This window comes from Ensifer adhaerens (assembly GCF_028993555.1).
GTDB lineage: Bacteria > Pseudomonadota > Alphaproteobacteria > Rhizobiales > Rhizobiaceae > Ensifer > Ensifer adhaerens_I.
In genome coordinates this window covers 2,386,064-2,408,396 of sequence record NZ_CP118611.1, presented here as the reverse complement: position 1 = coordinate 2,408,396, position 22,333 = coordinate 2,386,064, and the positions used below count along the sequence as shown (strand labels likewise).

At 64.4% G+C, this 22,333-nt stretch carries 21 protein-coding genes; 5 read left to right on the top strand and 16 right to left on the bottom strand.

Annotation, left to right across the window (positions count from 1 at the left end; all coding sequences use genetic code 11):
* Positions 1-53: 53 nt before the first annotated feature.
* From PWG15_RS31035 to PWG15_RS30980, 12 genes are all read right to left on the bottom strand, one after another.
* Positions 54-1,493: an NAD-dependent succinate-semialdehyde dehydrogenase gene (locus PWG15_RS31035; RefSeq protein ID WP_275025419.1), complete on the bottom strand. Its 1,440-nt coding sequence runs from the start codon at positions 1,491-1,493 to the stop codon at positions 54-56.
* Positions 1,494-1,707: 214 nt separating this feature from the next.
* A complete protein-coding gene (pcaF, locus tag PWG15_RS31030) occupies positions 1,708-2,910 on the bottom strand; it encodes a 3-oxoadipyl-CoA thiolase (RefSeq protein ID WP_275025418.1) in 1,203 nt (400 codons plus the stop codon).
* On the bottom strand, positions 2,903-4,885 hold the full coding sequence (locus PWG15_RS31025; RefSeq protein ID WP_275025417.1) for a 3-hydroxyacyl-CoA dehydrogenase NAD-binding domain-containing protein: 1,983 nt from the start codon (positions 4,883-4,885) through the stop codon (positions 2,903-2,905). The genes pcaF and PWG15_RS31025 overlap by 8 nt, the downstream gene beginning before the upstream one ends.
* 11 nt (positions 4,886-4,896) lie before the next feature.
* Positions 4,897-5,292 carry a RidA family protein gene (locus tag PWG15_RS31020; RefSeq protein WP_275025416.1) on the bottom strand — a complete coding sequence of 132 codons (396 nt, stop codon included), beginning with the start codon at positions 5,290-5,292 and terminating at the stop codon, positions 4,897-4,899.
* On the bottom strand, positions 5,270-5,698 hold the full coding sequence (locus tag PWG15_RS31015) for an acyl-CoA thioesterase (RefSeq protein WP_275025415.1): 429 nt from the start codon (positions 5,696-5,698) through the stop codon (positions 5,270-5,272). Before PWG15_RS31015 ends, PWG15_RS31020 begins: the two co-directional genes overlap by 23 nt.
* 11 nt (positions 5,699-5,709) lie before the next feature.
* On the bottom strand, positions 5,710-6,897 hold the full coding sequence (locus PWG15_RS31010; RefSeq protein ID WP_275025414.1) for an acyl-CoA dehydrogenase: 1,188 nt from the start codon (positions 6,895-6,897) through the stop codon (positions 5,710-5,712).
* 16 nt (positions 6,898-6,913) lie between these two features.
* Positions 6,914-8,110, bottom strand: coding sequence for an acyl-CoA dehydrogenase family protein (locus PWG15_RS31005; RefSeq protein ID WP_275025413.1), 1,197 nt, complete (start codon positions 8,108-8,110; stop codon positions 6,914-6,916).
* Positions 8,111-8,112: 2 nt separating this feature from the next.
* Positions 8,113-8,955 (bottom strand): enoyl-CoA hydratase family protein, encoded by an 843-nt coding sequence (locus PWG15_RS31000; protein ID WP_275025412.1) that lies wholly within the window; start codon positions 8,953-8,955, stop codon positions 8,113-8,115.
* 2 nt (positions 8,956-8,957) lie between these two features.
* The gene (locus PWG15_RS30995; protein WP_275025411.1) at positions 8,958-9,734 is read right to left on the bottom strand and encodes an SDR family NAD(P)-dependent oxidoreductase; all 777 of its coding nucleotides are present in this window, start codon (positions 9,732-9,734) and stop codon (positions 8,958-8,960) included.
* Positions 9,731-12,052 (bottom strand): bifunctional salicylyl-CoA 5-hydroxylase/oxidoreductase, encoded by a 2,322-nt coding sequence (locus tag PWG15_RS30990; protein ID WP_275025409.1) that lies wholly within the window; start codon positions 12,050-12,052, stop codon positions 9,731-9,733. Before PWG15_RS30990 ends, PWG15_RS30995 begins: the two co-directional genes overlap by 4 nt.
* A gap of 214 nt (positions 12,053-12,266) precedes the next feature.
* Complete coding sequence (locus PWG15_RS30985; protein ID WP_275025407.1) at positions 12,267-12,791, bottom strand: MarR family winged helix-turn-helix transcriptional regulator; 525 nt, start codon at positions 12,789-12,791, stop codon at positions 12,267-12,269.
* A gap of 99 nt (positions 12,792-12,890) precedes the next feature.
* Entirely contained in the window at positions 12,891-13,664 is a 774-nt protein-coding gene (locus PWG15_RS30980; RefSeq protein WP_275025405.1) for a GntR family transcriptional regulator, read from the bottom strand.
* 161 nt (positions 13,665-13,825) lie between these two features.
* Between PWG15_RS30980 and PWG15_RS30975 the strand changes: the two genes are divergently transcribed.
* The 5 genes from PWG15_RS30975 (at position 13,826) to PWG15_RS30955 (ending at position 18,942) form a co-directional block, all read left to right on the top strand.
* Positions 13,826-14,809 carry an ABC transporter substrate-binding protein gene (locus PWG15_RS30975; RefSeq protein WP_275025404.1) on the top strand — a complete coding sequence of 328 codons (984 nt, stop codon included), beginning with the start codon at positions 13,826-13,828 and terminating at the stop codon, positions 14,807-14,809.
* A gap of 71 nt (positions 14,810-14,880) precedes the next feature.
* Positions 14,881-15,660 (top strand): ABC transporter ATP-binding protein, encoded by a 780-nt coding sequence (locus PWG15_RS30970; RefSeq protein WP_275025403.1) that lies wholly within the window; start codon positions 14,881-14,883, stop codon positions 15,658-15,660.
* A 5-nt stretch (positions 15,661-15,665) separates the two neighbouring features.
* Positions 15,666-16,589 (top strand): ABC transporter permease, encoded by a 924-nt coding sequence (locus tag PWG15_RS30965; protein WP_275025401.1) that lies wholly within the window; start codon positions 15,666-15,668, stop codon positions 16,587-16,589.
* A gap of 15 nt (positions 16,590-16,604) precedes the next feature.
* The gene (kynU, locus tag PWG15_RS30960; protein ID WP_275025400.1) at positions 16,605-17,852 is read left to right on the top strand and encodes a kynureninase; all 1,248 of its coding nucleotides are present in this window, start codon (positions 16,605-16,607) and stop codon (positions 17,850-17,852) included.
* A 118-nt stretch (positions 17,853-17,970) separates the two neighbouring features.
* Positions 17,971-18,942: a threonine ammonia-lyase gene (locus PWG15_RS30955; RefSeq protein WP_275025399.1), complete on the top strand. Its 972-nt coding sequence runs from the start codon at positions 17,971-17,973 to the stop codon at positions 18,940-18,942.
* Between the two features lie 8 nt (positions 18,943-18,950).
* Here the strand turns inward: PWG15_RS30955 and PWG15_RS30950 are convergent, their stop codons facing one another.
* From PWG15_RS30950 to PWG15_RS30935, 4 genes are read right to left on the bottom strand one after another with little or no spacing between them, the layout of a single operon-like run.
* A complete protein-coding gene (locus PWG15_RS30950; protein ID WP_275025397.1) occupies positions 18,951-19,637 on the bottom strand; it encodes an ABC transporter ATP-binding protein in 687 nt (228 codons plus the stop codon).
* Positions 19,634-20,383 carry an ABC transporter ATP-binding protein gene (locus PWG15_RS30945; protein WP_275025396.1) on the bottom strand — a complete coding sequence of 250 codons (750 nt, stop codon included), beginning with the start codon at positions 20,381-20,383 and terminating at the stop codon, positions 19,634-19,636. Before PWG15_RS30945 ends, PWG15_RS30950 begins: the two co-directional genes overlap by 4 nt.
* Positions 20,376-21,347: a branched-chain amino acid ABC transporter permease gene (locus PWG15_RS30940; RefSeq protein WP_275025394.1), complete on the bottom strand. Its 972-nt coding sequence runs from the start codon at positions 21,345-21,347 to the stop codon at positions 20,376-20,378. The genes PWG15_RS30945 and PWG15_RS30940 overlap by 8 nt, the downstream gene beginning before the upstream one ends.
* 7 nt (positions 21,348-21,354) lie before the next feature.
* A complete protein-coding gene (locus PWG15_RS30935; RefSeq protein WP_275025393.1) occupies positions 21,355-22,275 on the bottom strand; it encodes a branched-chain amino acid ABC transporter permease in 921 nt (306 codons plus the stop codon).
* Positions 22,276-22,333 lie beyond the last annotated feature (58 nt).

Sequence of the window (22,333 nt, the reverse complement as noted above, 5' to 3'; positions counted from 1 at the left end):
GAGTGACAGACAGCATCTCCCGCGCGCCGGGCGCGCGGGAGTGGATTGCGCAGTTATACGCTCTTGCGCGTGACGAAGCGGGTTTCCAGATAGGCTTCGATCGCTTCGGAGCCGCCTTCGGTGCCGTAGCCGGAATCCTTGATGCCGCCGAAGGGCACTTCAGGCAAGGCCAGGCCGAGATGGTTGATGGAAATCATTCCGCTCTCGACTTCGCTCGCGAGGCGATGGGCGCTTCGCTCGGAGCCCGTGAAGGCGTAGGCGGCAAGTCCGAACGGCAGGCGATTGGCCTCGTTGATCGCCTCATCGAGATCGCCGAAGCGGTTGATGATGGAAACGGGGCCGAAGGGTTCGTCATTCATGATGCGGGCGCTGAGCGGCACGTCGGCAAGCACCGTCGGCTCGAAGAAATAGCCCCGGTTGCCGATACGATGGCCGCCGGTTGCCAGCCGGCCGCCATGTTCAACAGCGTCGGCGACCAGGCTTTCGATCGCCGGGATGCGCCGCTCGTTGGCCAACGGCCCCATGTCGATGCCGGTCTCAAGGCCGTTACCGACCTTGATCTTCCGCGATGCGGCGACGAAACCTTCAAGGAACTGATCCGCCACCCGTTCCTGCACCAGGAAGCGGGTCGGCGACACGCAGACCTGGCCGGCATTGCGATACTTGCTGCCGGACATGATCGCGACGGCCTGCCCGATGTCGGCGTCCGCGGTGACGATGACCGGGGCGTGGCCGCCGAGTTCCATCGTCGCGCGCTTCATGTGTTGGCCGGCGAGCGCCGCCAGGATCTTGCCGACCGGGGTCGAGCCGGTGAAGGACATCTTGCGGATCACCGGATGCGAGATCAGATACTCCGAGATGACCGCCGGCACGCCATAGACGAGGTTGACGACGCCTGCGGGAATGCCCGCATCGACGAAGCACCGGATCAGTTCGGCCGGCGACGCCGGTGTTTCCTCGGGCGCCTTGACGATGATCGAGCATCCGGTCGTCAACGCAGCGGACAGCTTGCGCACGACCTGGTTGATCGGGAAATTCCAGGGCGTGAACGCGGCGACCGGTCCGACGGGCAGCTTGACGGTCATCTGGGTGACGTCAGGCGCGCGCGGCGGAATGATCTGGCCATAGGCACGCTTTCCTTCCTCGGCAAACCACTCGATGATTTCGGCGGCGCTGAGGATTTCGCCCTTGGACTGGGCCAGCGGCTTGCCCTGTTCCCTTGTCATCAGCCAGGCGATGTCGCCGGCGCGCTCGCGAAGCAGGGTCGCTGCCGTTCGCATGATCTTTGCCCGATCGAAAGCCGAGGTTGCCCGCCAGACTTGGAAGCCTTTCTGGGCGGCGCTCAGCGCCTCATCCAGATCCGCCACTTCCGCCCAGGCCACCTGACCAATCGTTTCCTCTGTGGCAGGGTCGATGACGGGAACGGTCTTGCCCGTTCGCGCCGGCCGCCAGGTGCCGTCGATATGAAGGAGGATATCGGGATACTGGGTCATGGGGGAGCCTTTGAAGATTGACGTCTATCGCTTCGAGTGCAGGACGCGCCCGTGGGGAGTGCGAGGGAGCGCGATGTCGATCAGTTGGGCGCTTCCGCCAACAATATCAAGACGCGATTTGTCAGGAATACGCTTGCGCATCGTGGTCACACGCGAGCAAGCGCTCCGGCGACCGGATCGGCCGGCGAACATCGATCTATTTACGGGACCCGCATCAAGGCCGCGTCAGCAACATCGAGATGCCCTGTCCGACGCCGATGCACATGGCAGCGAGCGCACGCTTCGCTCCTTGCGCCTCAAGCTCCAAGGCCGCCGTCAGCGCCAGGCGCGCACCGGACATGCCAAGCGGATGCCCGAGCGCGATGGCGCCCCCGTTGGGATTGACGTGGGGCGCATCGTCGGCGAGCCCAAGCTGCCGCATGCAGGCGAGCGCTTGCGCCGCAAAAGCCTCGTTCAGTTCGACGATCTCGATGTCGCCGATGGCGAGGTTCAGACGCTCCAGCAGCCTGCGGGTCGAAGACACCGGGCCGATGCCCATGATGCGTGGTGGAACGCCTGCCGTTGCCATCCCCTCGACCCGGGCGAGCGGTTGGAGGCCATAGCGTTCGACCGCTTGGCCGGAAGCAAGGACGAGCGCGGCTGCGCCGTCGTTGACGCCGGAGGCATTACCGGCCGTCACCGTGCCGTTGGCGCGGAATGGCGTCGACAGACCGGCAAGCTTTTCGATCGTCGTCTCGCGCGGGTGTTCATCTTGCTCGACCCATGTCGTCTCGCCCTTGCGTCCCTTGATCGGATAGGGCGCGATTTCGCGGGCGAGACGCCCGCTCTTCTGTGCCGCCGCCGCGCGCGCCTGGCTGCGCAGCGCAAAACCGTCCTGGTCTTCGCGCGAAATGGAGAACTCGGCCGCGACGTTTTCTGCGGTCTCCGGCATGGAATCGATGCCGTATTGGGCTTTCATGACAGGATTGACGAAGCGCCAGCCGATCGTCGTGTCATGGATTTCAGTGCTGCGCTGGAACGGGCTTTCGGCCTTGGGCATGACGAAGGGCGCGCGTGACATGCTCTCGACGCCACCGGCGATGACGATCTCCGCTTCGCCCAGACGGATCGCGCGGGCGGCGTAACCGACCGCGTCCAGTCCCGACCCACAGAGCCGGTTGACCGTCGTTCCGGCAACCGTCTCCGGCAGCCCGGCGAGCAGGGCCGCCATGCGCGCGACATTGCGGTTGTCCTCGCCCGCCTGGTTCGCGCAGCCAAGAACAACCTCGTCGATTGCTTCGGCCGGAACGGACGAAACGCGCGCCAGCGCCTCGCGGATCGCATGGGCCGCAAGATCGTCCGGGCGGGCGCCCGAGAGCACGCCGCCGTAGCGACCGATGGGCGTGCGGACGCCGCCGACGATATAGGCTTCACCCATGGGCTTCGTCCTTGCCTTGCGCTGCGGCGAACATCGGCCCGCCCTTGTGAGCGGGAAAGCCGTAACCGTTGATCAGCACCAGATCGATATCGCCGGGACGGGCGGCAATGCCTTCGGCGAGCAGCGCCGTTCCCTCGTCGGCCATGGCCTTCAGAAGCCGGCTCAGGATCTCCTCCGCGGTGAATGCGCGTGGCGTGATGCGCTTCACTGCTCGTGCGGCTTCGATGACCGCTGTGACCTCGGGATCGACGGCCCGCTCGCCATCGGGATAGGCATACCAACCCCGACCACTCTTGCGACCGAGACGCCCCGCCTCGCAGAGCCGGTCGGCGATCTCGACGTAGCGTGCGGCAGGATCCCGTGTCGTGGCCTGGCGCTTGCGCCGCGCCCAGGCGATCTCGAGCCCGGTCATGTCATTGACAGCGAAGATGCCCATCGGAAAACCATAGGCCTCGAGCGCAGCGTCGATCTGCTCAGGCAGTGCGCCATCCTCCAGCATGAACTCCGCCTCGCGGCGGTAGGCGGAGAAAACGCGGTTGCCGATGAAACCTTCGGTGACGCCGCAGGCAACTGGCAACTTGCCGAGACGTTTCACAAAGGCAAGCGCGCTCGCCAGCACCTCGGGTGCCGTCTCGGCACAGTCGACCACTTCGACAAGCCGCATGACATTGGCGGGAGAGAAGAAGTGCAGACCGACCACCCGCGACGGAACGGCCGTCGCCGCGGCAATCACGTCGGGATCGAGGTAGCTGGTATTGGTGGCAAGAATGGCGCCGGGCGCGACGATGCCGTCGAGCCTTCGAAACAGGTCGGTCTTGATTGCCAAGTCGTCGAAGACAGCTTCGATCACCAGGTCGGCATTCGCGAGATCTCCGGCTTCGGCGGTCGTCTGCAGCCGCGTGAGGCAGTCGTCGCGGCCAGCCGCAGTCAGCCGCCCGGAGCGCACGGTCTTGTCGAGGGTTTCGGCAATACGTGCCCGCCCGCTGGCGGCGCCTTCTTCCGTCTGCTCCAGTGCGACCACGCGGTAGCCGGAGATCAAGGCGGAGACCGCGATGCCGGATCCCATCAGCCCGGTGCCGACCACTCCGACCGTCTCGATCCTGCGCAGCGATACCTTCTCGGTCCCCTCGACCTTGCCGGCGGCGCGCTCGGCAAAGAACACGTGCCGGAGGGCAACGGACTCCGTCGAATCACGCAAACGCAGGAAGGTCGCGCGCTCCTCGCTCAGTCCTTGCTTCAGGCCGAATTCGCCGGCTGCCTTGACGAGGCGCACCGCCTCGCCGGGCGCCGCTTGGCCGCGGGCTTTCGCCAGAACCTTCGCTTCTGCAGCGCTGATGGCGGAGGCGTCCGCCGGCGGCACGGCGATCATGCCTGTGCGGCGGAGCGGTCTGCCGGCCTGCTCCTGTACGAAAGCGAGCGCTACAAACACGGGATCGGTGGCAACGCTGTCGGCAAGGCCAAGCGTCACTGCTTCGGCCGCCTTGACGGGGCGCCCCGTGCCGATGAGATCGACCGCCGCGACCGTGCCGATGAGCCGCGGCAAACGTTGCGTCCCGCCGGCACCCGGAACGAGGCCGAGCTTGACTTCGGGAAGACCAAACGACGCCTTTTCGCTTGCGATACGGCCGTGGCAGGCGAGCGCCACTTCGCAGCCGCCGCCAAGCGCCGCGCCGTTGACGGCGGCGACGACCGGCTTGCCGAACGCCTCGATGCGCTCGATCACGTCAGGAAGTGTCGGTTGGACCGGCGGCTTGCCGAACTCCTTGATATCCGCTCCACCGATGAATGTGTTGCCGGCGCCGGTGATCACGGCGCCTGCGATCGCCGAGAGCTCTGCAGCATGGTCGAGCGCCGCCATCAGGCCGGACCGGACATGCGCGGAGAGCGCGTTTACGGGCGGGTTATCGATGGTGACGACCAGAACGTCGTCTTCGAGACGGGCGGAAACGCTCTCCGAAAAACGGATCTCGGTCATGTCGGGAGGCCTCAATCGGGAATGACGGCGGTGGCCTGGATCTCGATCTTGGCGCGGTCTTCGACCAGTGCCACCACCTGCATTGCCGCCATGGCCGGGAAATGCCGGCCGATGATGTCGCGATAGGCCTGGCCGATGCCGCGCAGGTTGCCGACATATTCCTGCTTGTCGGTGAAGTACCAGGTCATCGTGGTGATGTGCTGTGGCTCCGCGCCGCCGGCTGCAAGCACCGCGACGACGTTCTTCAGCGTCTGACGCACCTGCTCGACGAAATCGTCCGTTTCGAACTCGGATTGCGCGTTCCAACCGATCTGACCGCCAACGAAAACGGTACGGCCCGTTGCAGCCACGCCGTTGGCGTAGCCGATGGGCTTTGCCCAGCCTTCAGGTTGCAGGATGGTGTGCATCGGTCGTCTCCAGATGTTGTGTCAGAGCGGCGCGGATGTCGTCCGGCCACGGCAATGAGGCGTGATTGTCGAGCGAGGTGGCGACGACCCGTTGCTTCGCGGTCCAGAGCACCGTGTCCCTTGCCAAGACCGTGTGTTCCATGTCGAGCGATGACCGACCGACGCTGCGGACCGTAAGCGCGAATTCAAGATCGTCGCCCTGGAAGCCCGGACGCGAGAAGGTGAGATCGAGCCGGACCGTCGGTACGCCGATCCGCCGCTCGTCGTTCATCGTCTTCCAGGGAAAGCCGAGTGACGCGAAGAAGTCCTCCGTCACCCCAACGAGAATGTTGAGGTAGGACGGGAAGTAGGCGATCCCCGAGGGGTCGCAGTCTCCGAAGCGCAGCGGTCTCTTGGCCCTGAACATGGATTCCGCCCTCAGTTTGCGAAAGCGGCGATGCCGGTGATGGCGCGACCGAGGATCAGTGCGTGGATGTCATGCGTGCCCTCATAGGTGTTGACCACTTCGAGGTTGACGAGGTGACGGGCCACCGGAAACTCGTCCGAAATGCCGTTGCCGCCGAGCATGTCGCGCGCGGTTCGGGCGATCTCCAGCGCCTTGCCGCAGGAATTGCGCTTGAGGATCGATGTCAGTTCGACCGGCGGGTTGCCCTCGTCCTTCATGCGTCCGAGGCGCAGGCAGCCCTGCAGGCCAAGGGCAATCTCGGTCGCCATGTCCGCGAGCTTCTTCTGGATCAGCTGGTTGGCGGCAAGCGGCCGGCCGAACTGCTTGCGGTCGATGACGTATTGCCGTGCCGTCTCATAGCAGGATTCCGCCGCACCAAGGGCGCCCCAGGCGATGCCGAAGCGCGCGGAGTTGAGGCAGGTGAACGGCCCCTTTAGCCCGGCGACCTCAGGCAGCATGTTTTCAGCAGGAACGAAAACCTCGTCCATGACGATCTGGCCGGTGATCGATGCCCGGAGCCCCACCTTGCCGTGGATGGCCGGGGCGCTGAGCCCCTTCCAGCCCTTCTCGAGGATGAAGCCGCGGATCAGACCGTCAGGCGTCTTCGCCCAGACGATGAAGACGTCGGCGATCGGCGCGTTGGAGATCCAGGTCTTCGATCCTGAGAGCTGGTAGCCGCCGTCGAGCTTGCTGGCCTTGGTGATCATCGAGCCCGGATCGGAACCATGATCGGGCTCGGTAAGGCCGAAGCAGCCGATCTTCGTGCCGGCAATCAGGCCCGGCAGGTATTTGCGCTTCTGGTCCTCGCTGCCGAAGGTGTAGATCGGCACGATCACCAGTGACGACTGTACGCTCATCATCGAGCGGTAGCCGCTGTCGATGCGTTCGATCTCACGGGCAATCAGGCCGTAGGAGACGTAGTTGAGGCCGGCGCCGCCGTATTCCTCGGAGACCATGGGACCGAGCAGGCCGAGCTCGCCCATCTCGGCGAAAATCGACGGATCGGTCTTTTCGTGCCGGAAGGCCTCCTGGACGCGAGGCGCAAGCCGGTCTTCGGCATAGCTTTGGGCGGTGTGCCGCACCATGCGTTCTTCTTCGGTCAACTGCGCATCCAGATTGAACGGATCCTGCCAGTCGAATGACGCCTTCGAACCATGCATGTTCGACATCCCCTCGTTATCGTCCCGTGCCCTTCATCAGCTCGCGGCCGATGATGAGCTTTTGAACTTCAGTCGCGCCCTCGTAGATCCGCAGTGCCCGGATCTCGCGATAGAGCCGCTCGGTGATTTCGCCGACGCGCACGCCGCGGCCGCCGAAGAGCTGCAGCGCCTGGTCGATGACCCATTGCGCGTTCTCCGTCGCCGTCATCTTCGCCATGGCTGCTTCCCGCGTGGTCGGCCGCTTCTGCACGTCGCGCTGCCATGCGGTACGGCAGGTCAGCAGCGCGGCAGCGTCGATCGCCGTTGCCATCTCGCCGAGCGTGCTTTGTGCCGTCGGCAGGTCGGCAAGCGTCGCGCCGAACATCTTGCGGTTCCTCGCATGGGACACCGCTTCGTCGAGGGCGCGACGGGCAAAGCCGATCGCGGCGGCAGCGACGGACGGTCGGAAGATGTCGAGCGTGCGCATGGCGATCTTGAAACCTTCGCCGGGGGACCCAAGAAGCTGCGACTCCGGGATGCGGCAATTGTCGAAGCGAAGCCGGGCGAGCGGATGGGGGGCTATCGTCTCGATGCGTTCGGCGATCGTGAAGCCTGGTGTGTCGGCGAAAACCACGAAGGCGGAAATGCCGCGGGTACCCGGCGCCTCGCCGGTGCGGGCGAATACCGTGTAGACGTCGGCGATGCCGCCGTTCGAAATCCAGGTCTTTTCGCCGTCGAGCACGAAATGGTCGCCATCGCGGCGCGCCGCACAGGCCATCGCCGCAACATCCGATCCCGCATCGGGTTCGGAAAGCGCAAAGGCGGAGATCCACTCTCCGCCGGCGACCTTTGGCAGAACTGCCTGCTTCAGCGCCTCGGACCCGGAAAGGCTGATCGCGCCGGTGCCGAGCCCCTGCATGGCGAAGGCGAAGTCGGCAAGGCCGTCCGCATAGGCAAGCGTCTCGCGGATGAGGCACAGCGATCGGCTGTCGATCTCGTCGCTGGCACCGCCGAATGCCTTCGGCACGCAATGGCGAAGCGTGCCTGCAGCGCCGAGCGCTGCTACCAGATGTTTGCAGGCGGCATCGACTTCAGAGTGATCGATTTCGCCGAGCCCGCCACGGGCTACGAAGCCATCCAGCTCAGCGGCAAGGTAACGGTGGCTGTCGTCGAAGAACGGCCAATCAAGATGGTCGCGGGTCGGCTGCCGCAGGGCCGTCTCGTGGGAACCCATGCTCAGTTCCCCTTGAATTCCGGCTTTGCCTTTGCGGCGAAGGCCTCGAAGGCACGGCGGAAATCGCCGGTCGCCATGCAGATCGCCTGGGCCTGGGCTTCCGCTTCAATCAGCTGGTCGATGCCCATCGCCCATTCCTGGTCGAGCATCTTCTTGGTCATCGCATGGGCGAACCAGGGACCGTCGGCGATGGTCCGTGCGAACTTCTGCGCCTCGGCCAGCAGCGACGGACGCTCGTGCAGAGCATTGTAGAAGCCCCAGGCATGGCCTTCGGTTGCGGTCATCACCCGGCCGGTAAAAAGCAGCTCGGCTGCGCGGCCCTGGCCGATGATGCGAGGAAGAATGCCGCAGGCGCCCATGTCGGCACCGGCGAGCCCGACGCGGGTGAAAAGAAACGCCGTCTTTGCTTCCGGCGTTGCCAGACGGAAATCCGAGGCCATTGTCAGGATGGCGCCGGCACCGGCGCAGATGCCGTCGACGGCGGCGACGACGGGCTGCGGGCAGGCGCGGATCTGGCGAACCAGTTCGCCGGTCATGCGGGTGAAATCGAGCAGATCGGGCATCGACATGTGCGTCAGTGGCTCGATGATCTCGAAGACATCTCCGCCGGAGGAGAAGTTGTCGCCGGCGCCGGTCAGTACCACGGCGCGCACGTCGCTGGCGCGGGCAAGCGACCGGAAGAGATCGCAAAGCTCCTCGTAGCTTTCGAAGGTCAGCGGGTTCTTCTTTTCCGGACGATTGAGCGTTATCGTCGCGACCCGGCCGTCGGCGTCCGTTTCAAACAGGAAGTGCTTGGCCCTATGATCCCTAAAGGCGCGCTTCTTGGCCTGCATCGGGTTTGTCATCTCTATCCTCCGAGAACTTCGCCGCCGGCAACGGCGACCGCTTGTCCGGTGATTGCGGTCGCTCGTTCCGACACCAGCCAGGAGACGGTGTGAGCGACCTCTTCTGGTGTCACCAGGCGCCCTTGCGGATTGGAGCGCGCGAGGCTGGCGCGCGCTTCCTCGCGCGAGCGGCCGGTCTTTTCGCTGATCGTATCAAGCGCGCCATCGATCAGCGGTGTGTCGGTGAAGCCCGGGCAGACGGCATTGACGGTCACGTCGGTTCGCGCCAACTCGAGCGCCAGCGCCCGCGTCAGGCCGACGACCCCGTGCTTCGATGCGCAATAGGCGGAAACGTAGGCGTAGCCGGTAAGGCCCGCGGTGCTTGCGACATTGACGATTCGGCCGTTACCGGCGCGGCGCACCGAGGCAAGGGCTGCTTGCGTGACAAGATAGACGCCCGTCAGATTGATGGAGAGCACACGCTGCCAAAGCGCGAAGTCGGTCTTCTCGAACGGCGCCGACGGCGCTTCGCCGGCACAGTTGACGAGAACGGCGATGTCTCCGCTCTTCGCAATCGCAGCCGCGATGCCTTGATCGACCGCTTCCGGATCGGTCACGTCAAACCCGGCGCAAACGTGTGCCTCGCCCCCAGACGCGACGATTTCCCCTCGCACGGCTTCGAGCGGTGCTGCGCGGCGCCCGGCGAGGCTGACGACATGGCCGTCGGCGGCAAGCGCCAGCGCGATCGCCTTGCCGATGCCGCTGCCGGCACCTGTGACGAGGGCGTGTCTTCTGCTCATGGCTTGCCTGCCGTCGTTGCGGCGCGCGCCAGATTGTTCACATATTGCGCGCGGGCGGAGTGGTACTGCTTCGGCCAGGGCTGTTCGTCATAGCCGATCTTTGCCGCCTCATGCATGACGAAGGAGGGGTCGGCCAGATGCGGGCGGGCAATCGCGCAAAGGTCGGCACGACCGGCGGCGATGATGGAGTTGGCGTGATCGGCTTCGGAGATCGCCCCGACTGCGATGGTCGGCACCTGGATCTCGTTGCGGATCTTGTCGGAAAACGGCGTCTGGAACAGCCGGCCGTAGACGGGCCTTTCCTCCTTCACCACCTGGCCGGAGGAGCAGTCGATCATGTCGGCGCCGGCTTCCTTGAACAGCCGTGCGAAGATCGCAGCGTCCTCTGGCGTGTTGCCGCCCTCGTGCCAGTCATGGGTCGAAAGTCGCACCGACATCGGCCTGTCCTCGGGCCAGACCTTGCGGACTGCATGGAACACCTCGAGCGGGAAGCGGGCGCGATCGGCATGGTCGCCGCCATATTCGTCCGTGCGAAGATTGGTGAGCGGCGACAGGAAGCTCGACAGCAGGTAGCCGTGCGCGACGTGCAGTTCCAGAATGTCGAAGCCGAGATCACGAGCGCGTTCGGTGGCCTGAACGAAGTCGGCAAGGACGCGGTCCATGTCGGCACGGGTCATTTCGCGCGGCGTGTCCGAATGCTTGAGATAGGGCAGGGCGGACGCCGAAATCAGCGGCCAGCCGCCTTCGCTCAAGGGCTGGTCGATTCCTTCCCAGGCGAGCTTGGTCGCGCCCTTGCGGCCGGCGTGGCCGAGCTGGATGCCGATCTTGGCGGGTGTCTGCTGGTGCACGAAGTCGACAATACGCTTGAAAGCCTGTGTCTGCTCGTCGTTCCAGAGCCCGAGGCAGCCGGGCGTGATGCGGGCGTCGGCCGATACGCACGTCATCTCCGGGAAGACGAGAGCGGCCCCGCCCATGGCGCGCGCGCCGAGATGCACAAGGTGGAAATCATTCGGCACGCCATCGGTCGCCGAATACATCGCCATCGGCGAAACCACGATGCGGTTCTTCAGCGTCAGGCCGCGCAGCTTGAACGGCGTGAACATCGGCGGCGGGACCGCACCGTTCGCCGCAGGCGCCACACCGGCGCGCTCGGCGAACCAGCGCTCGAAGCCTTCGAGCCAGTCCTTGTCGCGCAGGCGGAGGTTCTCATGACTGATGCGCTGCGAGCGGGTCAGCATCGAATACATGAACTGCTCGGGCTCCAACGTATCGGCATAGCGCGTGCCGACCACTTCGAACCATTCCATGGCGTTGCGCGCCGCGTTCTGGATGCGAGCAACGTCGACGCGACGCACCTCTTCATAGGCCGCGAGTACGGCGGGGATGTTTGCCCTGTCGTGGCCGAGAATATCGAACTGGCGGGTAAGCTCGATGGCATCGTCGATCGCGAGCTTGGTGCCCGAGCCGATCGCGAAATGGGCTGTATGGGCACTGTCGCCCATCAATACGACGTGGCTGCGGCCGTTGAAGTGGCTCCACTTCTCGCAGATCAGCCGGCCGAAATTCAGCCAGGCGGAGCCACGCAGGTGCCGTGCGTTGGTCATCAGTCTGTGGCCGTCGAGCGTCCCGGCGAAAAGCTTCTCGCAGAAGGCGATCGACTGCTCCTGGTCCATCTGGTCGAGGCCGTGAGCCCGGAAGACGTCATCGGTGGTCTCGACGATGAAGGTCGAGGTGTTTTCGTCGAAGCGGTAGATGTGAGCCTGGAACCAGCCGTGCTCGGTGCGCTGGAAGTCGAAGGTGAAGGCGTCGAATTGTTTGTTCGTACCGAGCCAGACATAGCGGTTCGGCCTGATGACCATGTCGGGCCGGAAGACGTCGGCGTACTTGTTGCGGATCCTGGAGTTGACGCCATCGGAGGCGATGATCAGATCCGCATCGGCGAATTGCTCGTCGCTGTCGACATCCTGCTCGAACACCAGTTCGACGCCGAGTTCGATGCAGCGCTCCTGGAGGATGTTGAGCATCTTCTTGCGGCCGATGCCGACGAAGCCGTGGCCGGTCGTCCTGATCTTGCGACCCTTGAAGACCAGTTCGATATCGTCCCAGTGATTGAACGAGATCTCGATCGCCTCGGCGGTTTCCGGGTCCCATTGCCGCATCGACTGCATGGTCTGATCCGAGAACACGACGCCCCAGCCGAAGGTGTCGAAGGCGCGGTTCCGCTCGACCACGGTTACGTGATGTTCCGGGTGCTGGCGCTTCATCAGCAGCGCGAAATAGAGCCCGGCTGGCCCGCCACCGATACAGACGATCCGCATGTCGTTCTCCTCCCGAGTTCCGGCTGCGTGTGTCGCCGTCGAGATGCCGTTGGCCGTCATCCCGGACTGCTCGGAACAAGGTGGACTCGTTCGGGAGAAATTTCAAGCTTAAAATTGTTTTTGGCGAACGCGATGCCTATTGGCGTGCTTAAGCGACGGCGCGTGGACGCCACGCCGTTTCAAGGTTCTGGCAAAAGGGAAACGGGGTTGCGCCTCAGGAGTTGCGGGCCAGTGAGGCGATAATCGATCGCTTGAGCTTGGCAAGCTCATCCATCAGCACGCCACCGTCCTGCGGTGAAACACCCGCGAACAGGTCGGAGATCCAATCGGCATGCGTTGCTGCCATCTTCTCGAATTCGGAGCGACCGAACGGGGTGAGCGCGATGATCTGCACGCGGCGATCCGTGGGGAGCGTCGTACGGCTGATGTGGCCGCTTTCGGTCAAACGCTCGACCAGCACCGTGATGTTGCCGGGCGAAACCATCATGCGTTTCGAGACTTCGCCGAGCACCATGCCGTCGGGCGCGCGCTCGAGTTGGGCCATCAGGTCGAAGCGCGGCAAGGTCGAATCGAATTCTTCCCGAAGCCGGCGACGGATCTCGCTCTCGACCAGTGTCGAACAGGTCAGCAGGCGCAGCCAGAGCCTGAGCTCGGCGCGGTGATCGCCCGGAGCTTCGAGGGCCTTGGTTTCGCCATCCACCCATTCCGGCGAAGTATCGAACTTGTCTTCACCCATCATTCCCACCGTCCGCCTCTAACCCTGCGCCGCAAATCGGCAGGCTCTTCCCACTTTGCTTTTAAAGGCCTTTGCGGTTCTTGGACAGGCTGTCACGGGTCGTCATTTGGACGCAAGCCCGGGCGCAGTCTGACGGGCGGAAGGCGTAGCGCGACCGCTGTCCTCGGATTGAACATAGACATTGACGGTAAAGCCGATGTGGTCGGCCATCAGCACCCTGGCGCGCTCGATATCGCGGTCGAGTGCCGCCTCCATGAGCTCGGTGTGATGCTCGATCGCCATGGCGTCCTGCAAGGCCGCGACGGCTTCCTCATACCCCTCGCTCATGCCGGCGGCCGCCCTCATCGTCGGGGCCAGGCTCAAGAAACGATGGTGGCGGCGGAGCTGGTCTGAGATTGTCGCCTGGAAGCGCGCGAGCCAGTTCGATCTCGCCGCGCTGATCAGCGCGGTATGGAAAGCCGCGTGTTTCTCATCCCACTCGTCGACCTCGCTCTCGGAGAAGCGCTCGACGGAAACCTTGCAGCGGGACAGCCGGTAATGTGCGGTTACAACGGCGGACTCCCATGTGCTGTCGCCGTGCTCGATCGACTCGACCAGCAGCGGTATTTCCACCGCGAGGCGCGCGCGGGTGAGATCATCCAGTTCCTCGCGTGAAACCGGAGCGACGGCAAAGCCGCGATTGCTGATTGCCGTGACGAGGCCCTCTGCCTCCAGCCGCGACAGCGCTTCGCGCAGCGGCGTCCAGCCGATCCCATAGCTCTCGCGCAGCACGCTCAGCTTCATCGGCGCACCGGGCTTCAGCCGCGTCGCCAGAATGTCGCGTCGCAGCAACCGGTAGGCCGATTCCGTTTTGGTCGACTGTTCGTGGTCTTGCATCCCGTTCCCTTAGCGCCCGCATCGGATCGACACAAATATATATAGTTCTGCGTTGAAGTTGAAAATATATATATTTGTTTGACAACACGACCAACCGGCCGCATGATCCGCGCACGCCGCCGAGGAGGGCGGTAACGCTCGTCAAATTCTGGGAGGGATGTATGAGCAAAAGCACTTGGCTTTCGGGATTGGTTGTCGCCGGCGCAATGGCATGGGGACTGGGAACGGCTGCCGCTGATCCGATCCGCATCGGCATCGCCAATTTCGGCGAGCATCCGCAATTGAGCGCGTCGATCGCCGGCTTCAAGAAGGCGCTGGCCGAAAACGGCTTCGTCGAGGGGACCGACGTCGTCTACACCGAGAGCCACACCAATTTCGACGCCTCGCTCGTTCCGCAGATGATTGCCAAGTTGCAGGCCGAACAGCCGAAGCTGATCTACACGATCACCACCCCTGTTTCGCAGATCGCCAAGAAGGCACTTGCCGGCTCCGGCATTCCGGTCGTCTTTTCCGCCGTCACCGATCCGGTTGCCGCCAAGCTGGTGCCGTCCTGGGAGGCCGGTGACGAGGGCATGACCGGCGCGACCGACCTTCAAGACGTGGCGGCCGTGATGGCCTTTACGCGCAAGCTTTTGCCGGAAGCCAAGCGCTTCGGCGTACCCTATAACCCGGGCGAGGCGAACGACACGGCGCTGCTCGACAAGATCAAGGAAGCGGCACCTGCTGCGGGCTTCGAGGTCGTCGCCGTCGGTGTCGACAACGTCAACGACATCCAGCAGCGTATCGCCTCGTTCGCCGGCAAGGCCGACGTGATCTACACGCCCGCATCCAACCTGCTCCAGCCGGCGATCGGCGCCGTCTCGGCCGCGGCACGCCAGGCGCAGATCCCGATCGTCAATTCCGACGACGGTGCGGTGCGTGACGGTGTCGTGCCGGCAAGCTTTGCGGTCAACTACGAACAGGTCGGCGTCAATGCCGGCAAGATCGCAGCCCAGATCCTCAACGGCGCGGACCCGAAGACCATCGCGCCTTCGCGCCCGAGCTATGAAGATCATGCGCCGCTGATCTCGAAGAAGGCGACGGCCGCCTTCGGCATCGAAGTGCCGGCTGCGCTCGCGAACGAGTGCGATTGCGTCGTCGACTGATCTCCGGTCGATCTCGATCAAGTGACGGCGTCGGGAGCGCCGTCACTTTATGAGTGTTAAGGGGAGAGCCAATGCTGGAAATCAGATCGGCCCGCAAGGTATTCTACAAGGGACAGGCGGACGAAAAGGTCGCGCTCGACGGCCTCGATCTTCGTCTTGCGACAGGCGAATTCGGCGTCGTCATCGGTTCGAACGGCGCCGGCAAGAGCAGTATGCTCAACGCCATCTCGGGCGCGCTGGTGCTCGATAGCGGCCAGGTCGTCATCAATGGCGACGACGTGACGGCCATGCCAGTGCACAAGCGCGCCATGCGGCTTGCCCGCGTCTTCCAGGACCCGATGCGCGGCACCGCCGCCAGCATGACGGTCGCCGAAAACATGCTTCTCGCCGAGCTACGCAGCAACAAGCGCACGCTGCGCCGCGGGCTCAATGCGACGCGGCTTGCCACCTATAAGGAACGGCTGTCGCTGCTTGGGCTTGGCCTCGAAAACCGTCTGGACACGCGGGTGGAGCTTCTGTCCGGCGGACAGCGGCAATCGCTGTCGCTGATCATGGCAGTCGGCGGTGAGCCGGAACTGCTGCTGCTCGACGAACACACCGCGGCCCTTGATCCGCGCACCGCAGATATCGTCATGCAGGCGACGATCCGTGCGGTCGAAGCCCTGAAGCTGACGACGCTGATGGTGACGCACAACATGCAGCACGCGGTGGATTTCGGCCACAAGGTCATCATGCTCGATGCCGGGCGCGTCCGCCTCGAAATCGACGGCAAGGAAAAGGCCCAGACGACCGTGCCTGATCTGATCGGCCACTTCTCCGTCAAAACCGACCGCATGTTCCTGGCGAGCTGACGATCATGGATATTCTTCAAAACACTATCGCGAGCTTTGTCTCGCTCGTTCCGGTCACTCTGGCGCAGAGCCTGATCCTCGCCTTCGTCGTGCTCGGGATCATGATCCCGTTCCGCATGCTGAGCTTTCCGGACCTCACCAGTGAAGGCGCGTTCCCGCTCGGCGGTTGCGTCTGCGGCGTGCTGATGGCGGCCGGTATGTCGCCGCTTGCGGCGATCGCCATTGCGCTTGTTGCCGGATTCGTTGCCGGCTGCTGCACGGCGTTCATCCATCTGAGATTCCGGATCCACACGCTGCTCGCTGGCATCCTGATGATGACGATGCTCTATTCGATCAACCTCAGGATCATGGGCCGCTCGAACCTTTCGGTCTTCGGTGCGCCGACGGTGTTCGACTGGACGCCGGGGCTGCAGCCGGGCTTCCCGGCCAGCAAGATCGTTGTCGCCGGGCTGATCGCGATCGTCGTGTTCATCCTGCTCTATCATTTCTTCCGCACTGAGAAGGGCACGGCCGTTCGTGCCGTCGGCGCCAATCCTGATATGGCCGAAGCCCAAGGCATCAATGTCTGGCTGGCGACGATCGGCGGCGTTGGTCTCGCCGGCGCGTTTTCGGCGGGCAGCGGCGCGCTGATGGTACAGTCGCAGGGCTTTGCCGACGTCAACATGGGCCTCGGCATCCTGATCAACGGCCTTGCGGCGCTGATGATCGGCGAAGCGATCGTCGGCAAGCAGAGCGTGCTGCGCCAGCTCGCCGCCCCCTTCGTCGGCGCGATCGTCTACTACCAGCTCGTCTCCTTCTGCCTGGCCGCCGGCATGCCGCCGCCGGACCTGAAACTTGCGACCGGCCTCTTCGTTCTCGCCATGCTGGCTCTTCCGAGCCTCAAGCGAAGCCGCGGGCCGGCACCCGCCCGCGAAACCGTCCGCGAATAAATGAGGACCACCTTCATGAATGCAGTTCCTGATTTTGCTGCCATCGAGGCCATGGATGTGGCCGATGTGCTCAGCCCGATGCGCGAGCGTTTCATCCTGCCGCCGGACCTCATCTATCTCGACGGCAACTCGCTCGGGGTGGCTTCGACCGCCGCCTTCGACGAACTTCGCAAGGCCGCGACCGAGGAATGGGGGCAGGACCTCATCCGCAGCTGGAACACAGCCGGCTGGTTCGAGATGCCGTTGGCGCTCGGCGACCAAGTCGGGCGGCTGATTGGTGCGGCTGCCGGCCAGACCGTCGTCTGTGATACGACGTCGATCAACATCTACAAGGCCCTGCACGCGGCCATGGCGCTCCGGCCCGACCGGTCGGTGATCGTCAGCGAAGGCGGGAGCTTCCCGACGGATCTCTACATGGCCGAAGGTGTGGTCTCGACGCGTCCGGGCGCCTCGCTGCGCCTCGAAGGGGTCGATGCGCCTGCAATCGAGGACCTGATCGACGGCAGCGTTGCCGTGGTTCTGGTCAACCACGTGAACTACAAGTCAGGCGAACTGCGCGACATGGCGGCGCTGACGCGCAAGGCACATGAGCATGGCGCACTGGTCATCTGGGACCTCTGCCATACGGCCGGCGCCCTGCCGGTTGATCTCGACGGCGCGAATGTCGATTTCGCCGTCGGCTGCACTTACAAATACCTGAACGGTGGCCCGGGCTCGCCCGCCTTCATCTATGCCGCGACCCGTCATCACGGCGATCTCCGCCAGCCGCTCACCGGCTGGTGGGGCCATGCGCGGCCCTTCGCCTTCGAAAAGCACTATGCCGCCGGCGAGGGCATCCGTCGTTTCCTCTGCGGCACGCAGCCGATCCTGTCGCTGCGGGCGCTGAAGGGCGCGCTCGATGTCTGGAACGAGGTCGACATGAACCAGTTGCGCGAAAAGAGCATCCGGCTCACCGATCTCTTCATCACGCTCGTCGAGGCGAAATGCGGTGCTTACGGTCTGGAACTCGAGAGCCCGCGTGACGGGGTGAAACGCGGAAGTCAGGTTTCGTTCAGCCATCCGAACAGCTACGAGATCATGCAGGCTCTCATTGCCCGTGGCGTCATCGGCGATTTCCGCGCGCCCACGACGATGCGCTTCGGCTTCACGCCGCTTTATGTGAGCTATGCCGACGTTTGGCGGGCGGTCGAAATCCTCGAAGAGATCCTGCGCACGGGCGCTTGGCAGGACGCGCGCTTTGCCGTCCGCGCGGCCGTGACCTGATCTGACCTCAGGCGAAAATGCACTTGCTGCGGGCGCTCAGTCGCCCGTGGCCGCTCAGAAGCTCAGAACTGCGCTTCGCGGGGCTGACGTTGGACGAGCCTCAGCAGGAGAGTTCGCAATGATGAGCGTACCACACCGCCCGACACCGCTGGAAATCGCCGAGGCTCGCGCCCGCATCGCACCCCATTTCGCGCGCACGCCGCTAGTGAGGCTGGACCTTGGGTTTCCAGACCGGCAGATCTTTCTGAAGCTGGAGACGCTTTCTCCGATCGGCGCCTTCAAGCTCCGTCCGGCGCTGAACGGCGTTTTGTCGCGTGATCCCGCGGCCCTGCGGCACGGTGTGGCCGTCACCAGTTCCGGCAACATGGCCTATGGCATGGCCTGGGCCGCGCGCCTCGTCGGCGTGCCGATGGTTGCCTACATGTATCGCGGCGCGCCGCAAACCAAGATCGACGGCGTGCGCGCGCTTGGTGGCGAGGTGCGCTTCATCAGCGCCGAGACCTGGTGGGACTACATCACCGACGCAGACCGCCCGGATGCGCCCGAACTGCTGATCAATCCAGTGACCGATCAGGCCGTGCTTGCCGGCAACGGCTCGATCGGCATGGAAATCGTCGAGGATCTGCCCGATGCCGATGTTGTGCTCACCCCCTATGGCGGCGGCAGCATGACGACCGGGGTCGCGAGCGCGGTCAAATCCATTTCCGACCGTTGCCGTGTCTTTGCGGTCGAAGATGACAGCGCCGCCCCTGTTTCGGCGGCCTTGGTCGCTGGCCAAATCGTGACGATCGAAACCCGCCCCTCCTTTATCAAGAGCATCGGCGCGCCATCGCTGGTGCCTCAGATCTGGCCGGTGGTCCGAGACCTGATCGATGGGGCGATTGCTATCAGCCCGGGGCAGGTGACCGAAGCGATGCGGCTTCTCTTCAAGAAGGCGAAGATCGTTGCCGAAGGCGCTGGTGCCGCCTCGCTTGCCGCCGCAATCGCGCGACCGGATCTCAAGGGAAACATCGTCTGCGTGGTCTCGGGCGGCAACATCGACGCGGCTGCCTATGCCGCTGTGCTCGGCGGTGGCATTCCCTCAGCCTGAGCGACCGATCAAACGCCGAGATAGCGATCCTGGAGTTCTGGCGTCAGCGCAAGCGGCGCTCCCTCAAACACCGTCGCACCCTTTTCCAGGACGAAGCAGCGGTCGGCAACGGGCAGGAGTTCCGAAAGCGTCTTGTCGACGACGAGGATCGACTGCCCTGCCGCCTTCAGAATGCGGATCGCCGACCAGATATCCTGGCGAATGACCGGCGCCAGCCCCTCCGTTGCCTCGTCGAGAATGAGCAGGCTGGGATTGGTCATCAAGGCCCGGCCGATCGCAAGCATCTGCTGCTCCCCGCCCGAAAGCGTGTTGGCATATTGATCGCGCCGCTCGCCGAGGCGAGGGAAGAGCGCGGTCACTTTCTCGAAGGTCCATTCGTTGCCGCGAGCCGTGGCGACGAGGTTCTCCATGACGGTGAGATTGGGAAAGCAGCGCCGTCCTTCAGGAACGAGACCGAGGCCGAGCCTTGCAATCCGGTGCGGACGCAGGCCGGAGATGGTCTTGCCGGCGAAGCTGATCGCGCCTGCGCGCGGCCGCACGAGGCCGAGGATCGAGTTGATCGTCGTCGTCTTGCCCATGCCGTTGCGGCCCATGAGCGCGACCACCTCGCCCTCGCGCACATCGAGATTGACGCCGAAGAGCGCCTGGGACGCGCCGTAGAAGGTTTCGAGGCCCTTGAGTTCGAGCAGGCTCACGCGGCTTCTCCCAGATAGGCGCGGCGCACGTCCGGATCGCTGCGGATTTCATCGACCGTGCCGGACGCGATAATGCGGCCATAGACGAGCACGGATATGCGATCGGCGAGTGCAAAGACCGCATCCATGTCGTGTTCCACCAGCAGCATCGGCGCTTCGTGGCGCAAACCGTCGAGGAACGTCGTCAGCCGCTTCGAGCCTTCCGGCCCCATGCCGGCCATCGGTTCGTCGAACAGAAAGGCTTTCGGTGACAGCGCCAGCGCGATGGCGATTTCGAGTTGCCGACGCTCACCGTGCGAAAGTTCCGCCGCCGGCACATGGGCGCGGGCGGCGAGGTCCACGCGCTCCAGCATCGCCATTGCCGGCTCGGTCAGTTCCTTGTCGTTGCTGACCTGGCGAAAGAAGCGGAAGCTGCTGCCCTGGCGCGCCTGCACTGCCAGCATGACGTTGCGAAGTGCCGAGAACTCCTGCGCCAGCGAAGAGATCTGGAAGCTGCGCGCCAGACCGAGCCGGGCGCGGGCCGCCATGTCGAGGATGCCGATATCCTGGCCGAGAAAGCGGATCGTGCCGCTGTCGGCCTTGAGTGAACCGGCGATCTGATGGATCAGCGTGCTCTTGCCGGCGCCATTCGGGCCGATCAGGGCGTGGATCTGTCCCGAACGAAGGTCGAGGCTGACCCCATCGGTGGCCTTGAGCGCACCGAAGGATTTGCGCAGATCGCGGATTTCGAGAACGGGCTCAGACATGGCGCGGCTTTCCGGAGAGCAGGCCCAGCAATCCGCCGCGGGCAAACAGCACGATGCCGAGCAGAATGAGGCCGAGGAAGAACTGCCAGCGCTCGGTGATGCCGCCGAGCACATATTCGAAGAAGACGAAGATCATCGCGCCGGCGACGGGTCCGAACAGCCGCCCCTTGCCGCCGAGGATGATCAGCACGATCAGTTCGCCCGACATGTGCCAGGAGAGCATCGAGGGGCCAACGAAGCGGTTGAGGTCGGCATAGAGCGCACCGGCAAGTCCGGTGATCATGGCCGAGACGGCAAAGGCGACGAGCCGGATGTTGAAGGGCGCGATGCCGACGGCTGCAAGGCGCGTGCCGTTCTGTCTCGCCGCCTGCAGCGCGCTGCCGAAGCGCGAACCCTCGACCACGCGAAAGAGGAGAAGTGCGGCCACGAGTGCTATGTAGCAGATCAGGAAATAGGGCAGTGGCTTGGCGGTGTTGACGCCGGGAAAGGCGTTGCGCATCGACAGCGACAGGCCATCTTCGCCGCCATAGGCGGGCCAGGAAATCGCGAAATAGTAGATCATCTGCGCAAAGGCGAGCGTGATCATGATGAAATAGACGCCTGATGTGCGCAGGCTGATGGCACCGATCGGCAGCGCGATGAGGCCGGCGACGGCCACGGCCGCTATCCAGATGAGCGGCATCGACGTCGTTGCCGGAACGCCGGCAAACAGCGGCTCGCCGTTGAAGGCGTGGGTGGCGAGGATGCCGGCGACATAGCCGCCGAGCCCGAAGAAGGCTGCGTGGCCGAAGGACAGCAGCCCACCGAGCCCGAGCGCGAGATTGAGGCCGACGGCGGCGAGCGCGAGCACGACGACGCGGGTCGCGAGCGTTACGTAAAAGAGTTCACCCATGCCGGCGGCGACCAGGGGCACGCCGAGGAGCAGAAGAGCAAGCAGCAGGTTGACGGTGGTTTCGCGGCTCATCTTGACCTCACGACTGTGCCGCAAACAGGCCGCTCGGCCTGAAGGCGAGAATGAGGGCCATGACCACATAGATCAGCATCGAGGCGAGCGCTGCGCCGATCGTGGTGGCCTGCGACGCCGGCATGGTGAGCGCCAGCAGCGAAGGCAGCAGGAAGCGGCCCATCGTGTCGACGACGCCGACGATGACAGCGCCGACAAGCGCGCCCTTGATCGAACCGATGCCGCCGATGACGATGACGACAAAGGCGAGGATGAGGACCGGTTCGCCCATGCCGACCTGGACCGATTGCAATGCGCCGACGAGGGCGCCGGCAAGACCCGCGAGTGCCGCGCCGAGCGCAAAGACGACCGTGTAGAGCGTGCCGATATCGACGCCGAGCGCCCCGATCATCTCGCGATCGGATTCGCCGGCGCGGATGCGCATGCCGAGCCGCGTTCTTGCGATCAGCAGGTAAAGACCGACAGCCACCGCGATGCCGACACCGATGATCGCCAGGCGATAAAGCTGATATTGGCCGCCGCCCGGAAGCGGCACCGCACCCTGCAGCACGGGCGGTATGTCGAGGTAGAGCGGGAATGAGCCGAAGAGCCAGCGCGATCCTTCCGACAGGATCAGGATCAGCGCGAAGGTGGCGAGCACCTGGTCGAGATGATCGCGGTCGTAAAGCCTGCGGATGACGGCAACCTCGATGATCGCACCGACGCCGGCTGCAGCCGTGAGGCTGGCGATCAGCCCGATCCAGAAGGAACCGGTGGCTGCCGCGACCGTGGCACAGGCGAAGGCGCCGATCATGTAGAGCGAGCCGTGGGCAAGATTGATCAGGCCCATGACGCCGAAAATCAGCGTCAGGCCGGCGGCCATCAGAAACAGCATCACACCGAGCTGGAGCCCGTTGAGCAGTTGTTCGATCAGGAGTGCGGTGAACAAGAGACCGGTCCAAGCTTCATGTCGGGAGGACGTGGATCATCGACCGGATGCCGGCGTC

Bases quoted from the DNA above. Each gene is read 5' to 3' on its own strand.
- PWG15_RS31010 (WP_275025414.1), bottom strand. From the start codon at position 6,897: ATGCATGGTTCGAAGGCGTCATTCGACTGGCAGGATCCGTTCAATCTG.
- PWG15_RS31020 (WP_275025416.1), bottom strand. From the start codon at position 5,292: ATGCACACCATCCTGCAACCTGAAGGCTGGGCAAAGCCCATCGGCTAC.
- pcaF (WP_275025418.1), bottom strand. From the start codon at position 2,910: ATGGGTGAAGCCTATATCGTCGGCGGCGTCCGCACGCCCATCGGTCGC.
- PWG15_RS30985 (WP_275025407.1), bottom strand. From the start codon at position 12,791: ATGATGGGTGAAGACAAGTTCGATACTTCGCCGGAATGGGTGGATGGC.
- PWG15_RS30975 (WP_275025404.1), top strand. From the start codon at position 13,826: ATGAGCAAAAGCACTTGGCTTTCGGGATTGGTTGTCGCCGGCGCAATG.
- PWG15_RS30970 (WP_275025403.1), top strand. From the start codon at position 14,881: ATGCTGGAAATCAGATCGGCCCGCAAGGTATTCTACAAGGGACAGGCG.
- PWG15_RS30965 (WP_275025401.1), top strand. From the start codon at position 15,666: ATGGATATTCTTCAAAACACTATCGCGAGCTTTGTCTCGCTCGTTCCG.
- PWG15_RS31025 (WP_275025417.1), bottom strand. From the start codon at position 4,885: ATGACCGAGATCCGTTTTTCGGAGAGCGTTTCCGCCCGTCTCGAAGAC.
- PWG15_RS31035 (WP_275025419.1), bottom strand. From the start codon at position 1,493: ATGACCCAGTATCCCGATATCCTCCTTCATATCGACGGCACCTGGCGG.
- PWG15_RS30945 (WP_275025396.1), bottom strand. From the start codon at position 20,383: ATGTCTGAGCCCGTTCTCGAAATCCGCGATCTGCGCAAATCCTTCGGT.
- PWG15_RS31015 (WP_275025415.1), bottom strand. From the start codon at position 5,698: ATGTTCAGGGCCAAGAGACCGCTGCGCTTCGGAGACTGCGACCCCTCG.
- PWG15_RS30955 (WP_275025399.1), top strand. From the start codon at position 17,971: ATGATGAGCGTACCACACCGCCCGACACCGCTGGAAATCGCCGAGGCT.
- PWG15_RS30990 (WP_275025409.1), bottom strand. From the start codon at position 12,052: ATGCGGATCGTCTGTATCGGTGGCGGGCCAGCCGGGCTCTATTTCGCG.
- PWG15_RS30940 (WP_275025394.1), bottom strand. From the start codon at position 21,347: ATGAGCCGCGAAACCACCGTCAACCTGCTGCTTGCTCTTCTGCTCCTC.
- PWG15_RS30995 (WP_275025411.1), bottom strand. From the start codon at position 9,734: ATGAGCAGAAGACACGCCCTCGTCACAGGTGCCGGCAGCGGCATCGGC.
- PWG15_RS31000 (WP_275025412.1), bottom strand. From the start codon at position 8,955: ATGACAAACCCGATGCAGGCCAAGAAGCGCGCCTTTAGGGATCATAGG.
- PWG15_RS30980 (WP_275025405.1), bottom strand. From the start codon at position 13,664: ATGCAAGACCACGAACAGTCGACCAAAACGGAATCGGCCTACCGGTTG.
- PWG15_RS31005 (WP_275025413.1), bottom strand. From the start codon at position 8,110: ATGGGTTCCCACGAGACGGCCCTGCGGCAGCCGACCCGCGACCATCTT.
- kynU (WP_275025400.1), top strand. From the start codon at position 16,605: ATGAATGCAGTTCCTGATTTTGCTGCCATCGAGGCCATGGATGTGGCC.